Here is a 14249-nt window from a genome sequence, read left to right as displayed (position 1 = left end):
GCTCATAAAGGCTTGCCTTTCCATTCGCCGGTCAGGGTCTTGAGAAACTGGATGATCAGGTCTTTATCCTCCTGCGAAGGGTTGCGCCCCAGTTGGAACTTGAACATGACGTCGACGGCTTCTTCCAGGGTCTTGGCCGAGGCATCGTGAAAATACGGGGCCGTGACCGCGACGTTACGCAGGCTGGGGACCTTGAACACGTGCCGGTCTTCCTCATCCTTGGTCAGCAGGTAGCGCCCCAGGTCCGACTCGACGGGGTTGCCGCGCACCTTGAAGTAGTCGCCCATCACGCCGAATTTCTGGAACATGTTGCCGCCGATGTTGATGCCCTGGTGACAGGCGATGCAACCGTAATCCTTGAAGCGCTGGTAGCCGTACTTTTCCTGGATCGTGAGGATGTCCGTGTTGCCCAGCAGGTACTGGTCAAACCGTGAGTTGGGCGTCAGCAGCGTGCGTTCATAGGTGGCCAGGGCGTTTTGCACATTGGCGGCGGTGACGCCATCGGGGTAGGCCTGTTTGAACGCTGCCTGGTAGGCGGGCAGGGCGGTCAGGTTCTGTACCACGGTGTTCCAGTCGCTGCCCATTTCCACCGGGCTGATGACCACTTGCTCGACCTGCGCTTCCAGGGTGTCCACGCGGCCATTCCAGAACTGTTTGAAGTTCAGGCTGGCGTTGAAGACCGACGGCGTATTGATCTCCACGGGCTTGCCGTCGAAACCCAGGGAGAAGGGCCGGGTGTCGGCGCCCCCGGATTCGAGGTGATGGCAACTGGCGCAAGACAGCGTGTTGTTCACTGACAGGCGCGGCTCATTGAACAGCTGGCGGCCCAGCTCGACCTTGGCCGCATCCAGGTGCGGCGCCGGCGGCAGGGGCTTGAGCGCTTCGTCCAGCGGCGCGGCCGTCACGGTCGTCCCCAGGCACAGCCCCAACGCGAGGATGGAACCGAAACGGTAGGTTGAAACGTCGCTCAAGCGAGCACTCCTTGCAGGCATAGGGCTATTGGTCGGGCATCAGTGTGGGGCTGCCCACCTGCAGCAACTGGGCGAAATCCTTCGCAGGCACGGCCTTGCTGAACAGAAAGCCCTGGCCTTCTTCACAGTGCTGGGCTCTCAGGAAGTCCAGCTGTTCGACGGTCTCCACCCCTTCGGCGATGATGTTCAGTTCCAGACTCTTGCCCATCCCGATGATAGCGCTGATCAGCTGCGCGTCCTGGCTATTTTCGTGCAGCCCGCGCACGAATGATTGGTCGATCTTCAGCACATCGATGGGAAAGCGTCGCAGGTAGCTGAGGCTGGAGTAGCCGGTGCCGAAATCATCCAGGGCCAGGCGCACGCCCATGGCCTTGATCCGGTTGAGGATATCGACCGTATCGTCGACATTCTGCATCAGCACGCTTTCGGTGATTTCCAGCTCCAGCTGGTTGGGCGGCAGGCCGGTCTGCTTGAGGATCGCGGCCAGGTTGTCGACAAACTCCCGCTGGCGGAAGTCGATGGCCGAGATGTTCACCGAGATGCGCAGCGGCGCCAGGCCCATGGCGCGCCAGGCCTGTGCCTGTTCGCAGGCGTGGCGCAGCACCCATTGGGTCAAGGGCACGATCAGCCCGCTGTCTTCGGCCACCGGAATGAAGTCGGCCGGGTGGACCCAGCCCGAGCGCGGTTGAAACCAGCGGATCAGAGCCTCTGCGCCGAGGATCCGCCCGGTTTTCAGGTCCAGCTTGGGCTGGTAGTGCAGCGCAAACTCATCGTGTTCCAGGGCCTGGCGGATCGCGCTTTCCAGGTTCTGCTGGTGCCGGGCGCGCAGGTTCATGTCTTCGGTGTAGAAACTCAGATCGTCCGGGCCACGCTCCTTGGTGGTGTGCATGGCGGTTTCGGCGTGCTTGATCAGTTCCACCGCAGTGCTGCTGTCGTTCGGGTAGATGCTGATGCCGAGGCTGGCGGTGACGCTCAGGTCGTGCCCCGCGACATGCCGGGTAACGCTGATGGCCTGGAGCACCTTCTGGGCGATGTGCTGGGTTTGCTGGGGATGCTGGACATCATTGAGCAGGATCACGAACTCGTCCGAACCATAGCGAAACACCGAGTCCGACTCACGGACGGCCGCCACCAGGCTTTGGCTGACCTGCTGGAGCACCTCATCCCCCACCGGATAACCCAGGGCGTTGTTGATGCGCTTGAAGCGGTCGAGCCCGATAAACATCACCGCCAGTTGAGTGTCATGGCGCCGGCCCAGGGCAATGGCCTGGGTCAGGCGGTCGCCCAGCAGCGTGCTGTTGGGCAGCTCCGTGAGCGCGTCGTATTGCAGCAGGTGGGAGACTTTCAGCAACTCTTGCACGCGTTCCTCAATCGTGCGTTCGAGCCCGATCACCTTGAGGGCGGCATCCTGGGCGAGCTGCCATTTCCAGGTCAGGGCGCTGGCCATCTGGCGGATTTCCAGGTGGTCGAAGGGCTTCTTCAGGATCAGCAACTGGTCGTTGTACTTCAATCGCGCCTCGATCGCTTCAAAGGAATAGTCGGAATAGGCGGTGCACAGGGCGATCTGCAGGTTGGGATCGACGTTCCATAACTGCTCGATGGTTTGCAGGCCGTCCCAGCCGGGCGGCATGCGCATATCGATGAACGCCATGGCGTAGGGGGTGTTGGTTGCCAGGGCCCGGTTCACCAGATCCAAGGCTTCCTGGCCCTGGTAGGCGGAATCGAGGATAAACGCCTGGCGAGCGACGGTGGTGGTGCCGAACAGGGTCTGCTCAAGGGTATCCAGGGAGGGCTCGGCGTCGGCGTCGGCGCACAGGATCTTGCGAAAGTCCAGGTGGATGGACGTGACATCATCGACGATCAGGATGCGACGGTTGGCCCGCTCAGGGTTCGGGTTCATAGTGCGCGCCTTATCTGCAAACGGTTCGACGGCATAACCATTCCTTCCTTGGTTCCGTGGCTGAGCGGGGCGCAGGCCTGCCGTGACAGTGTAGTCGAGGTCCCTTGAATTCGGCGGCCAGTTGGCGTCAAATCAACCCCGCGCCTTAAGCGAGGGAAGACGGCTTGGCACACGGGTTCAAATCAGCTCAATTCAGTTCAATGTGAAGGCGCAGCAGGCATGGATGAACAACTTGCGACGAAATCCACTATTTTGCTGGTCGACGATGAAGAGTCGATTCTCAACAGCTTGCGTCGCCTGTTGCGCGGCCAACCCTTCGATGTCGTGCTCGCGGGCAGCGGCGCCGAGGCCCTGGCGATCATGGCCGCCCAGCCCATCGACCTGGTGATGAGCGATGCGCGCATGCCCGGCATGGACGGCGCGCAATTGCTGGCTGAGGTTCATCGCCTTTATCCCGCCACCAGTCGCATCCTGCTCACCGGCTACGCCGACCTGCCGACGATCATCAAGGCGATCAACGAAGGGGCGATCCACCGCTATATCGGCAAACCCTGGAACGACGACGAACTGAAGCTGATCCTGCAGCAGGCCCTGGAATTTCAGCGGCTGGAACGCCTGGCCCATCAGCAGAACGACCAGCTCAAGCTGTTGAACGCGACCCTGGAAAAGCGCGTGGCAGCACGCACCAGTGAGTTGCAACAGACCGCCGACATGCTCGACCTGGCCTACGACGAGCTCAAGCGCAGCTACGTGACCGGCACCGAAGTGTTTTCCTTGCTGGCCAACCTGCGCCTGCCCAAGAACAAACAGACCAACCGTGCACTGATCGAACTGGTGCGGGTGTACTGCACCGCCCAGTCCATAGACGAAGCCAGCGCCCGCGACATGGCCATGGCCGCCGCGCTGTACAACATCGGCAAGCTGAGCTGGAGCGACAGCATGTTGATCGAGCCGGCCGACAAGCTGCACAGCACCGATCGCGAGCGCTACCGTGGCTATCCGGCCCAGAGCGAATCGCTGCTGATGACCCTGGAGCCGATGAAGGATGCGGCGCGGATCATACGTCATCACCAGGAACGCTGGGACGGCAGTGGTTTTCCCGACCACCTCAAGGGCGATGCGATTCCGTTCGGTTCACGCCTGCTGAAACTGGCGGTGGACTTCATCGAGTTGCAGAAAGGCCTGATCCTTGAGCGGCACCTGAACAGCGATGAAGCGCTGTTGTATATCCGCAAGTATGCCGGGCGCCTCTACGATCCGGACCTGGTCGAGGACTTCATCCTGGCGTGCGCTGCGTTTCTCAGTGATGTGACCCTGGGCGATCCCACGGTCAAGGTGCTCACCACCCGTGAGCTGGAAGACGGTATGGTCCTGGCGCGTAACCTCAACGCCGATAACGGCATGTTGCTCCTTAATGCCGGCAAGGTGCTGAACCTGCCGCTGGTGGACAAGCTGATTGCGTTCGAGGCGATGGAAGGCGCCAAGTACAGCGTGTTCATCAAGGAGCCGGACGAGAGCGAAGGGGTGCTCCATTAATTTTCATTGTTTGAGTTCAAGGTTTTCAGTTCATGCCTAGCACTATCCGTATCGCCGCTGCCCTGCTGATCGGCAGCGACGGCCACACCTTGCTGGTGCGCAAGCGCGGCACCCAGGCCTTTATGCAACCCGGTGGCAAGATCGACGCCGGTGAGCAGCCCGCCGAGGCCCTGGCCCGCGAGCTGTACGAAGAGCTGAACCTGCGCATCGAGCCCGGCGACGCGGTCTACCTGGGTCACTTCTCGGCCCCCGCAGCCAACGAACCGGGGTTTACCGTGGACGCTGAATTGTTCCAGGTGCAGATCGATGTTCCGGTCAGCCCTGCCGCTGAAATCGAAGAGGTGCGCTGGATCGACCCGGCCGGTGATGGCGGCCTGGTGCTGGCGCCCTTGACCCGTGACCTGATCCTGCCGTTTTACCGCGCTTCACTGACCACGCCGGCCTGACGCGAATGAGCGTGCGTGCGCTGGGGGCCAACGATGCCGAGGCTTATCGGGCGTTGATGCTGGAAGCTTACGGCGCCTATCCCCAGGCGTTCACTTCCAGTGTGGCCGAGCGTGGGGCGATGCCGTTGAGCTGGTGGGAAAAGCGCCTGGAGAGTCCGCTGGATCGTTTGCTCGGCGCGTACGCCGGGGATGAGCTGGCCGGCATCGTCGGCCTGGCCTTCGAGCCTCGGGAGAAGGCGCGGCACAAAGTAACCCTGTTCGGCATGTACGTAACCCAGGCGCACCAGCACAAAGGCCTGGGCCGGCGATTGGTCGAGGCCGCGCTGGATGAGGCACGCCAACATCCGCGCCTGAAAGTGATCCAACTGACCGTCACCGCCGGCAACGACGCGGCGTTTGCGCTGTACCGCCGCTGCGGGTTTATCCAGTACGGCCTGGAACCGCTGGCGGTGCGGGTGGGGGTGGACTACTTCGACAAAATCCACATGTGGCGCGAACTCAACGCTGACTGAGAGCCAATGTGGGAGGCGGCAAGCACCCCACATTTGGAACGGTGTTGTTTCAGCGCACCGCGCTCACGCCATCCAGCGTTGAAAACGACGTGTCCTTGGCCGTCAGCAAAAAATCGCGCATATACGGCGCATCCAGCATATCCGCACGAATCCCCGCATACAGCGTCGCAAACAAGCCTTTCTCACCCAGGCGCTTGGCCTTCACGTAGCCGCGCGAGCTGTACTCATGCAGGGCCCAATGGGGCATGCCGCACACGCCGCGGCCGCTGGCGACCAGTTGCATCATCATCACCGTCAGTTCCGAGGTGCGCACCTGGGCCGGTTCCACGTCGGCCGGTTCCAAGAAGCGGGTAAAGATGTCCAGGCGGTCACGCTCCACCGGGTAGGTGATCAGGGTTTCGCTCAGCAGGTCTTCGGGCACGATGTACGCCTTGTTCGCCAGCGCGTGCTGGTTGGCCACGGCGAGCATGGCTTCGTAGGTGAACAGCGGCACATAGGTGATGCCCGGCAGCTCCAGCGGGTCGGAGGTCACCACCAGGTCCAGGTCGCCACGGGCCAGGGCCGGCAGCGGCGCGAACGCAAAGCCCGAGGCCAGGTCCAGCTCGACTTCCGGCCAGGCATCGCGGAACTGGTCGATGGTCGGCATCAGCCACTGGAAACAACTGTGGCACTCGATCGCCATGTGCAGGCGCCCGGCAGTGCCACCGGCCAGGCGCGCGATATCGCGCTCGGCACCGCGCAGCAGGGGCAGGGTGGCGTCGGCCAGTTGCAGCAGGCGCAGGCCGGCGCTGGTGAAGCGCACGGGTTTGGTCTTGCGCACGAACAGCGGCATGCCCAGGCGTTCTTCCAGCTCCTTGAACTGGTGGGACAGCGCCGATTGCGTCAGGTGCAGGCGCTCGGCGGCCTCCACCAGGCTGTCGGCTTCGCGCAGGGCGTGCAGGGTCTTGAGGTGACGGATCTCGAGCACGGGCTCTCCATGAAGACAATTTGTGACGAAGCGGGATAGCGTGAGTTTGTCTCATGTTGCAAGCCGTGTCGACCATGACCGCCGGGCACTCTTCATCAAACTGTCATGGAACTGTGGCAGCGCCCTTGAACAAACTTCATCAGACTCGCGCTCTACTGGGGTTCTGCGTTTCGGTGTTTTTCATGCGCGTGTTGCTTTTACTGGCCGCTCTACTGTTCGGCCTGCCGTCTTTTGCGGCGTCTCGATGTGATGTCAATGTCCCGACCCAAACGGTCGACCTGGCCCAGGTGAGCATCGCCTACCAGAGTATCGGCCGTGCGTCCGACCCGGCCTTGCTGCTGGTGATGGGCCTGGGCGGGCAACTGATCCACTGGCCCGACGAAGTCGTCGTTGCCCTGTGCCAGCAGGGTTTCCGGGTGATCCGCTACGACAACCGCGATGTCGGCCTCTCCACCTGGCGCCAGGCGCCGGCGAGCGCCAACCTGACCTTTGAAGTGCTGCGCTACAAGCTCGGCCTGCCGGTATCGGCGCCGTACACGCTGACGGATATGGCCGATGACGCCCTGGGCCTGATGGACGCCTTGCAGATCCAGCAGTTCCACGTACTGGGCGCAAGCATGGGTGGCATGATCGCCCAGCACCTGGCGGCTATGGCGCCCCAGCGCGTGGAAAGCCTGACCCTGGTCATGACCAGCTCCGGCGCCGAAGGCTTGCCAGCCCCGAATGCGGCGCTGGTGCAGTTATTGTCGCGACGCAGTGCGCCGAATCGCGAAGTGGCGCTGGAGCAGCAGGCCGACTTGCTCGCGGCGCTGGGCAGCCCGACGGTGAAGGACGATCGCCAGGTGTTGCTGCACCAGGCGGCGCTGTCCTATGACCGCGCCTTCAACCCGGACGGCGTGAAGCGCCAGATCATGGCGATCCTCGCCGAACCCAGCCGTGTGCCGTTGCTCAACCAGCTGCGCGTGCCGACACTGGTGGTCCACGGCACCGCCGACCCCTTGCTGCCGGTGATGCACGGCGTGCACCTGGCGGCGCATATCCAGGGCAGCCAGTTGAAGTTGATTCCAGGCATGGCCCATCGTTTCCAGGAAGCGTTCAAGGCGCCGCTGCTGACGGCGGTGCTGCCGTACCTGCAGGCTCATCGTGAAGATGCCGCCCATTGGGCGCAGATCGATCCGGTCGGGCCTTCGAAGCTGCTGTGACATTGGTGTATCGTGCACCCTTTACGGCGTATTGAAGCCTGCGAGGTTGCCTGTCATGAGTACTCCCCTGAAAATCGATTTCGTCAGCGACGTGTCCTGCCCCTGGTGCATCATCGGTCTGCGCGGCCTGACCGAAGCCCTCGACCAGCTTGGCACCGAGGTGCAGGCCGAGATCCATTTCCAGCCGTTCGAACTGAACCCGAACATGCCCGCCGAAGGGCAAAATATCGTCGAACACATCACCGAGAAATACGGCTCCAGCGCCGAAGAGTCCCAGGCCAACCGTGCGCGTATCCGCGACATGGGCGCCGAGCTGGGCTTTGCCTTCCGCACCGACGGCCAGAGCCGTATCTACAACACCTTCGACGCACACCGCCTGCTGCATTGGGCCGGGCTCGAGGGCTTGCAGTACAACCTCAAGGAAGCGTTGTTCAAGGCTTATTTCAGCGACGGCCAGGACCCTTCCGATCACGCCACCCTGGCGATCATCGCCGAAAGCGTCGGCCTGGGTATAAAGCGCGCCGCCGAGATTCTCGCCAGCGATGAATACGCCGCCGAAGTCCGTGAGCAAGAGCAGTTGTGGATATCCCGTGGGGTGAGCTCGGTGCCGACCATCGTGTTCAACGACCAGTACGCCGTCAGCGGTGGCCAGCCGGCGGAAGCCTTTGTGGGGGCGATTCGCCAGATCATCAACGAAGCTAAAAACTAAAATCGAACACTGATCCAAATGTGGGAGGGGGCTTGCCCCCCAGAGCGGTGCACATTCAACATCTTTGTTGACTGACACTCTGCTATCGGGAGCAAGCCCCCTCCCACATTTGTTTCTCACTGTCCTTGAGGTAAGCGCTGGCCCGCCCCTTGCATTGCCCCCCTAAAGCCATAGGGGAAACATGACCTTGAACATTCTCGACCTCGACCACAGCCTCACCGGTCAGGCACCGATTGCCCGGCGCCTGGCCAGTGGCCGTGCCACGCGTATCGACCTGCTGGACCTGGGCCCGAAGCTGCGCCTGTGGTCCACCGAAAAAACCTGGAAGCGCTTTGCCGAACGCCTGGCCCGGCGGCCTCGGCCCACGGACGCGCGCCCGGAGATCCTGTTCGTCGGCTCCGGCGATTATCACCACCTGACGCCGGCATTTCTGGCCGACCTGAAAGAACCCATCAGCCTGATCCACTTCGACAACCACCCCGACTGGGTGCGCTTTGCGCCCAGGCGCCACTGTGGCTCGTGGGTCAACCGCGCACTGAACATGCCGGCGATCAAACGCATCGTCACCCTCGGCCCATGCAGCGATGACCTGCATAACCCGCAACTGCGTGGTGGCAACCTCGGAGCCCTCAAGCGCGGGCGCCTGCAATTGTTCCCCTGGCAGCACCCACCGTCGAAAGTCTGGGGTCGGGTCGGCGATGGCGCCGGCCACCAGCAGCAGGAAAACCACCTGCACTGGCGCAACCTGGCGGAGCTGGACTGGGCTGCGTTTCTCGAGCAGATGATCGGCAGCCTGCCCACCGAAGCGATCTGGATCACCATCGACAAAGACGTGCTTGCCAGTGAAGACGCCGCCACCAACTGGGACCAGGGCGGCATGCGCCTGACCCACCTGCTGCAAGCCCTGCGCGCATTGGCGGCGCGCAAGCGCATCATCGGCATCGACGTGTGCGGCGAGTTCGCCACGCCGGCGTTCAGCAACGCGTTCAAGCGTTGGGAAGCCAAGTCCGACCAGCCGCCCGCGGAGCGCTGGAGCCCGGAGGATCTGCAGCGCAACGCCGCCACCAATGAAGCCCTGATCGACCTGTTTGAGGAGCTGTTCCCGTGACCTTGACTGTGGTGTTGCTGGTGGCCTTTTCCATCGTGCTCGATGTGATCGGTCAACTGTGTTTCAAGCTCGGCCTGGACCGTTTGCCGGAGTTGGAGGGCGGTTTTCGCCTGAATGCGTTCTGGGGCCAGGTGTTCAATGCGCCGTTGCTGTGGGCGGGGATCGCGGCCTATGTGATCGAGTTTTTCGTGTGGCTCGAAGCGCTGTCCCGTGCGCCGTTGAGCCTGTTATTCCCGGCGGCGGCCCTGGCTTATTGCGGGGTGGTGCTGGCCGGCAAGGTGGTACTGGGCGAAACCGTCAGCCGCCGTCGTTGGCTGGGCACGCTGGTGATTACCTTGGGTGTGATGCTGGTAGCGATTGCTGGGAGTCAGGCATGAGTACGCAAACGATGCATACCGGTTGGTTGCATGGGCGCCTCGGCACGGTGGTGCTGTGGGCCTTGCTGATCTGCACCGAGAGTGCCGGGCAGCTGTTTACCAAGGTTGCAGGGGACCAGCTGGGGCAGATGGATTTCAACTGGCAGTGGTTGTCCGAGGTGGCGCGCAACCCGGGGATCCTGGCGGCGATCGCCTGCTACATCGGCGCGTTTTTCGTGTGGATGCTGATCCTGCGGCGCAGCAGCCTGTCCCTGGCGTTTCCGTTGAGTTCGCTGGTGTTTGTGGTGGTGTTGCTGGGTTCGTGGCTGGGGCTGGGGGAGCACATCAGCCCGCTGCATTGGGTGGGGGTGGCAGTGATCATCGGCGGTATAGCACTGCTGGCCGAAGGCGAGGAAAACTGAAACACGGATTCATGTGGGAGGGGGCTTGCTCCCACATGTTGTCCGAAGTGATCAATCGAACGTGTAGCTGATCGCCGTCTGCACCTGGCCCTGGTTCACGTCGCCCGTCTCCTTGACGATGCTGCTGTTGGCCGCCGAGCCCACCAGGTGGATCCAGCTGGCGCTGGTCAGCAGCGACCAGTGGGAGGCCAGGGGGAACTCGAAGCTTTGGGTCAGCGTGAGGTTCTGGAATCCGCCGCTGGCGTTGTAGGGGCGAATGCCGGAGGCCGCGGATTCATTGGCGTCTACCCCGAAATAGGTCTGAGTCTGGCGCGCATCGGCGAAATTCGCCGCCAGGCCGCTGCTGCCGATAACCCCACCACCCAGTGGGTAGCCCAGCTCGCCGCCGACCTTGCCCAGCGCGCCGCTCTGCGAATGCCCGCCGCCCACGGCCTGGCCCATCCGGGCGTACACGCGCCAGAAGTCGGCCGGCGCGTATTGGATGAAACCGCCCACTTCCGCCATGTCCGACACATTGCGCAGGCCTTGCAGCTCGCCGTTGGAGGTACGCCCCTGCAGGTAGTTGATATAGGGGCCGGCGGTAAAACCGTTGGTGTTCAGGGCGCTCCAGGTCAGGCCGTCATCGGTGCTCAGGCTGACAGGGCCCCAGTCCAGGTCCAGGTAGGGCACGGGGCGGGTTTCGTAGCGGCTGCCGGTGGGGTCGTGGGGTTGATAACTGAGGCCCGCGCCGACTTCACCGGTGACCGGGGCTGCCAGGGCGGTGCCGGCAATGCCCCACAGCCCCAGTAAACCGGCGAATACAGCGCAAGTGAGTTTGAGCATGGAGCAGGTTCCTTATGTGGACATGCGCGCATGAACGCGCGAAGGGCATCCCTTGCGCAAGCACTCATCTTGTTTGTAGCGAGCTACAAAAATTGTAGCTTGCACGACACATATCTCCACCGCTAACGCCAGAACCCCCAGCCCGGCTGGGCTTCAGCCAGTTGGCACACTCCCTGCTCTACCCCTTGGGCAAGCGCACACAGCGCGCTCCTCAAGGTAAACGCAGATGATCCACTGGCATATCGTGTGTGACTTCGACGGGACCATTACCCCCACCGATGTCATCGACAACGTCCTCCAACGCTTCGCCGGCCCCGAGTGGGAAACCATCGAACAGGAATGGCTGGATGGGCATATCGGTTCCCGCGAATGCCTGAGCCGTCAACTGGCGCTGATCAAGGCCACCCCAAGTGAACTGCTGGCGTATTTCGACAGTGTCGAGATCGACCCGGATTTCCCCGACTTCGTCGATCACGTGCTCGGCCTGGGCGCTTCCCTCGAAGTGGTCAGCGACGGCATCGAACAGGGTATTGCGCGGATCCTGTCGCGCAACTACGTGACGTTGCTGCCGATCCTCGCCAACCGCCTGCGCCAGGTCGACCAGAACAGCTGGCGCATCGACTTCCCGTATGCCAGCGATGCGTGCCGTGCGGCGTCCGGCAACTGCAAGTGCAAATCTACCCCGCGCAACAAGCGCGTGCTGGTGATCGGCGACGGCAAGTCGGACATGTGCGTGGCCTCCACCGCCGACTTCGTGTTCGCCAAAGGCAGCCTCGCCCAGTACTGCGCGGCCAACAACATCCCTCACGCGCGCTTCGACACCTTCGCCGAAGTGCCTGCGTTGCTGGCCCGCCTGCCTCAGGGCATCGCCGCCAACGCCACCACCTTCAACACCTCTTCTGACAATCAGGAACTCTTCCACCATGTCTGATATCCGCATCGCCACCGCCGAAGACCAGATCCTTCTGGATAAAGAAGCCAAGTATTGTTCCTACGGCGACACCGTTCACTACATCGAGCCACCGCGTATTTTCAGCCGTTGCGAAGGCTCCTACGTGTGGGACACCGAAGACCAGGCCTACCTTGACCTGCAAATGTGGTACTCGGCCGTCAACTTCGGCTACGCCAACCCGCGCCTGAACAACGCGCTGAAACAGCAGATCGACACCCTGCCGCAAATCGCCAGCCAGTACCTGCACAAAGGCAAGATCGAGCTGTCGGAAATGATCGCGGTGGACGCCAAGAAGAAATTCGGCCTCGACGGTCGCGTGCACTTCAACGTCGGCGGCTCGCAGTCGATCGAAGATTCCCTGAAAGTGGTGCGTAACGCCACCAACGGCAAAAGCCTGATGTTCGCCTTCGAAGGCGGCTATCACGGCCGGACCCTCGGCGCCTCGTCGATCACCTCCAGCTACCGCTACCGTCGCCGCTACGGCCACTTCGGCGAGCGTGCGCAGTTCATCCCGTTCCCGTACCACTTCCGCGGTCCCAAGGGCATGACCAAGGAAGAGTACGGCAGCCACTGCGTGCAGCAATTCGCACGCCTGTTCGAGACCGAATACAACGGCGTGTGGGACCCGAAAGTCGGCCAGAGTGAATACGCCGCGTTCTACGTCGAGCCGATCCAGGGCACCGGCGGCTACGTGATCCCGCCGATGAACTTCTATCGCGAACTCAAGCAGGTACTGGACCAGCACGGCATCCTGATGGTGTCCGACGAAATCCAGATGGGCTTCTACCGCACCGGCAAACTCTGGTCCATCGAGCACTTCGACGTCCAGCCGGACGTGATCGTCTTCGGCAAGGCGCTGACCAACGGCCTCAACCCACTGGGCGGCATCTGGGCCCGTGAAGAGTTGATCAACCCGAAGATCTTCCCGCCAGGTTCGACCCACTCCACGTTCGCCTCCAACCCATTGGGCACGGCGGTGGGCCTGGAAATGTTCAAGATGACCAACGAAGTCGACTACGGCGCGATGGTCATGGCCAAGGGCAAATTCTTCCTCGAAGGCCTGCAGGACCTGCAGAAACGTTTCCCGATCATCGGCGACGTCGATGGCCTGGGCCTGGCCCTGCGCTGCGAAATCTGCGGCCCGGACGGCTTCACGCCGGACAAGGCGACCCTGGACTACATGGTCGAAGAAGGCATGAAAGGCGACATGGTCGTCGATGGCCGCAAACTCGGCCTGATCCTCGACGTGGGCGGCTACTACAAAAACGTGATCACCCTGGCACCGTCCCTGGAAATCAGCTACCCGGAAATCGAACTGGGCCTGAAGCTGCTCGAGCAACTGCTGGTACGGGCGACCCAACGGTGAGCGCCGCCGGGATCGACCTCGGTGAAGGCAGCGCCGGTTTCGTTCTCGGTGAAGGTCCGGTCGGGATCCTGTTGATCCACGGCCTGACCGGCACCCCGACGGAATTGCGCCAGGTCGCCAAGGGCCTGGCCAAGGCGGGTAACTGCACGGTGTACGTGCCCACCCTGGCCGGGCACTGTGGTGACAACAGCGACCTGCAGGCCACCGGCTGGCTGGACTGGTACGAAGGCGTGCGCAAGACCTTCGTACAGGTCAGGCAACGTCATGAACAGGTGTTTGTCGGTGGCTTGTCCATGGGCGCGGTGATGTCGATGTACGTGGCCGCCGAGCACCCTGGGCAAGTTGCCGGGCTGTTGATGTATTCCACCACCCTCAAGTACGACGGCTGGAGCATCAACAAGTTGGCGTTCCTCACGCCGTTGCTGATGAAAATTCCGTTCGGCGTGCACATCTGCCGCTTCGAAGAGAAGCCGCCCTACGGCATCAAGAACGAACGTCTGCGGGCAATCGTCGAGCGGCAGATGAAGGAAGGGCAGAGCAGCGAAGCCGGTTTGCTGACCATGGAAGGCATCACGGTGCGCGAGTTGCACCGCATGAACGCCGTGGTCAGGAAACGCATGCCCAAGGTCAAGGTGCCGGCCCTGGTGCTGCACTCCCTCGAGGACGACATCACCAGCCGCTGGAACGCCGATTACGTGGAGCGTCACCTGGGCGGCCCGGTGACCAAGATCCTGCTGGACAACTGCTACCACATGATCACCGTCGACCTGCAATACCGCCGGGTCATCGAGTTGAGTGCCGACTTTGTCGAACGGCACACTGCGTTTGTGGACGCCGGCTTACTGGGTGGCGAGCGTGCTTGTTGTGTTGAGCTGGCTTGCTGTTGTGGTGAGCGGGCTTGTTGTGGTGAGCGGGCTTGCCCCGCGCCGGGCGGCGAAGCCGCCCCATCACTGACACTGCATGCGTCCAGTTAGAACTGA

Annotated in this window: 15 protein-coding genes; 11 read left to right on the top strand and 4 right to left on the bottom strand. The window is 62.4% G+C overall.

The annotated features are described in order from the left end of the window. Positions 1-2: 2 nt before the first annotated feature. Both AC07OT_RS04650 and AC07OT_RS04645 read right to left on the bottom strand, forming a co-directional pair. Positions 3-971, bottom strand: a complete 969-nt coding sequence (locus tag AC07OT_RS04650; protein ID WP_141156870.1) for a cytochrome-c peroxidase — start codon at positions 969-971, stop codon at positions 3-5. 25 nt (positions 972-996) lie between these two features. After that, a complete protein-coding gene (locus AC07OT_RS04645; protein ID WP_065938678.1) occupies positions 997-2871 on the bottom strand; it encodes a putative bifunctional diguanylate cyclase/phosphodiesterase in 1875 nt (624 codons plus the stop codon). Positions 2872-3090: 219 nt separating this feature from the next. On the opposite strand from AC07OT_RS04645, the gene nosR reads away from it, so the two are divergent. From nosR to AC07OT_RS04630, 3 genes are read left to right on the top strand one after another with little or no spacing between them, the layout of a single operon-like run. Then, the gene (nosR, locus tag AC07OT_RS04640) at positions 3091-4407 is read left to right on the top strand and encodes a response regulator c-di-GMP phosphodiesterase, NosR family (RefSeq protein ID WP_495107582.1); all 1317 of its coding nucleotides are present in this window, start codon (positions 3091-3093) and stop codon (positions 4405-4407) included. Between the two features lie 32 nt (positions 4408-4439). After that, the gene (locus AC07OT_RS04635; RefSeq protein ID WP_092487404.1) at positions 4440-4853 is read left to right on the top strand and encodes an NUDIX hydrolase; all 414 of its coding nucleotides are present in this window, start codon (positions 4440-4442) and stop codon (positions 4851-4853) included. Between the two features lie 5 nt (positions 4854-4858). Beyond that, positions 4859-5365 carry a GNAT family N-acetyltransferase gene (locus AC07OT_RS04630; RefSeq protein ID WP_495107581.1) on the top strand — a complete coding sequence of 169 codons (507 nt, stop codon included), beginning with the start codon at positions 4859-4861 and terminating at the stop codon, positions 5363-5365. 49 nt (positions 5366-5414) lie between these two features. On the opposite strand, the gene metR is transcribed toward AC07OT_RS04630, so the two are convergent. Beyond that, positions 5415-6332, bottom strand: coding sequence for a transcriptional regulator MetR (gene metR, locus AC07OT_RS04625; protein WP_027604617.1), 918 nt, complete (start codon positions 6330-6332; stop codon positions 5415-5417). Between the two features lie 182 nt (positions 6333-6514). On the opposite strand from metR, the gene AC07OT_RS04620 reads away from it, so the two are divergent. From AC07OT_RS04620 to AC07OT_RS04600, 5 genes are all read left to right on the top strand, one after another. Beyond that, complete coding sequence (locus AC07OT_RS04620; RefSeq protein ID WP_495107580.1) at positions 6515-7534, top strand: alpha/beta fold hydrolase; 1020 nt, start codon at positions 6515-6517, stop codon at positions 7532-7534. Positions 7535-7589: 55 nt separating this feature from the next. Further along, positions 7590-8243 carry a DsbA family oxidoreductase gene (locus AC07OT_RS04615; protein ID WP_495107579.1) on the top strand — a complete coding sequence of 218 codons (654 nt, stop codon included), beginning with the start codon at positions 7590-7592 and terminating at the stop codon, positions 8241-8243. Between the two features lie 187 nt (positions 8244-8430). Next, the gene (locus AC07OT_RS04610) at positions 8431-9351 is read left to right on the top strand and encodes an arginase family protein (RefSeq protein ID WP_408012342.1); all 921 of its coding nucleotides are present in this window, start codon (positions 8431-8433) and stop codon (positions 9349-9351) included. Beyond that, positions 9348-9728 (top strand): DMT family transporter, encoded by a 381-nt coding sequence (locus AC07OT_RS04605; protein WP_027604613.1) that lies wholly within the window; start codon positions 9348-9350, stop codon positions 9726-9728. The genes AC07OT_RS04610 and AC07OT_RS04605 overlap by 4 nt, the downstream gene beginning before the upstream one ends. Next, positions 9725-10129 (top strand): DMT family transporter, encoded by a 405-nt coding sequence (locus AC07OT_RS04600; protein WP_027604612.1) that lies wholly within the window; start codon positions 9725-9727, stop codon positions 10127-10129. Before AC07OT_RS04605 ends, AC07OT_RS04600 begins: the two co-directional genes overlap by 4 nt. 51 nt (positions 10130-10180) lie before the next feature. Here AC07OT_RS04600 and AC07OT_RS04595 read toward each other — a convergent pair whose 3' ends face one another. Continuing rightward, positions 10181-10951 (bottom strand): MipA/OmpV family protein, encoded by a 771-nt coding sequence (locus AC07OT_RS04595; protein WP_065938686.1) that lies wholly within the window; start codon positions 10949-10951, stop codon positions 10181-10183. 226 nt (positions 10952-11177) lie between these two features. On the opposite strand from AC07OT_RS04595, the gene AC07OT_RS04590 reads away from it, so the two are divergent. Genes AC07OT_RS04590 through AC07OT_RS04580 form a run of 3 tightly spaced genes read left to right on the top strand, consistent with a single transcriptional unit; the run spans position 11178 to position 14243 of the window. Further along, complete coding sequence (locus AC07OT_RS04590; protein ID WP_027604610.1) at positions 11178-11882, top strand: MtnX-like HAD-IB family phosphatase; 705 nt, start codon at positions 11178-11180, stop codon at positions 11880-11882. Further along, positions 11875-13269, top strand: a complete 1395-nt coding sequence (locus tag AC07OT_RS04585; RefSeq protein ID WP_065938687.1) for an aspartate aminotransferase family protein — start codon at positions 11875-11877, stop codon at positions 13267-13269. Before AC07OT_RS04590 ends, AC07OT_RS04585 begins: the two co-directional genes overlap by 8 nt. Beyond that, a complete protein-coding gene (locus AC07OT_RS04580) occupies positions 13266-14243 on the top strand; it encodes an alpha/beta hydrolase (RefSeq protein ID WP_141605580.1) in 978 nt (325 codons plus the stop codon). The genes AC07OT_RS04585 and AC07OT_RS04580 overlap by 4 nt, the downstream gene beginning before the upstream one ends. The last annotated feature ends 6 nt before the right edge of the window (positions 14244-14249 follow it).

Source organism: Pseudomonas sp. GW821-FHT09C10, assembly GCF_059418085.1.
This window is presented reverse-complemented; position numbering and strand designations above follow the sequence as displayed.

What these genes read in the sequence shown, in the direction of transcription:
- AC07OT_RS04585 (WP_065938687.1), top strand. Translation starts at nt 11,875, where the DNA reads ATGTCTGATATCCGCATCGCCACCGCCGAAGACCAGATCCTTCTGGAT.
- AC07OT_RS04620 (WP_495107580.1), top strand. Translation starts at nt 6,515, where the DNA reads ATGCGCGTGTTGCTTTTACTGGCCGCTCTACTGTTCGGCCTGCCGTCT.
- AC07OT_RS04590 (WP_027604610.1), top strand. Translation starts at nt 11,178, where the DNA reads ATGATCCACTGGCATATCGTGTGTGACTTCGACGGGACCATTACCCCC.
- AC07OT_RS04600 (WP_027604612.1), top strand. Translation starts at nt 9,725, where the DNA reads ATGAGTACGCAAACGATGCATACCGGTTGGTTGCATGGGCGCCTCGGC.
- AC07OT_RS04615 (WP_495107579.1), top strand. Translation starts at nt 7,590, where the DNA reads ATGAGTACTCCCCTGAAAATCGATTTCGTCAGCGACGTGTCCTGCCCC.
- AC07OT_RS04645 (WP_065938678.1), bottom strand. Translation starts at nt 2,871, where the DNA reads ATGAACCCGAACCCTGAGCGGGCCAACCGTCGCATCCTGATCGTCGAT.
- AC07OT_RS04635 (WP_092487404.1), top strand. Translation starts at nt 4,440, where the DNA reads ATGCCTAGCACTATCCGTATCGCCGCTGCCCTGCTGATCGGCAGCGAC.
- AC07OT_RS04630 (WP_495107581.1), top strand. Translation starts at nt 4,859, where the DNA reads ATGAGCGTGCGTGCGCTGGGGGCCAACGATGCCGAGGCTTATCGGGCG.
- AC07OT_RS04595 (WP_065938686.1), bottom strand. Translation starts at nt 10,951, where the DNA reads ATGCTCAAACTCACTTGCGCTGTATTCGCCGGTTTACTGGGGCTGTGG.
- nosR (WP_495107582.1), top strand. Translation starts at nt 3,091, where the DNA reads ATGGATGAACAACTTGCGACGAAATCCACTATTTTGCTGGTCGACGAT.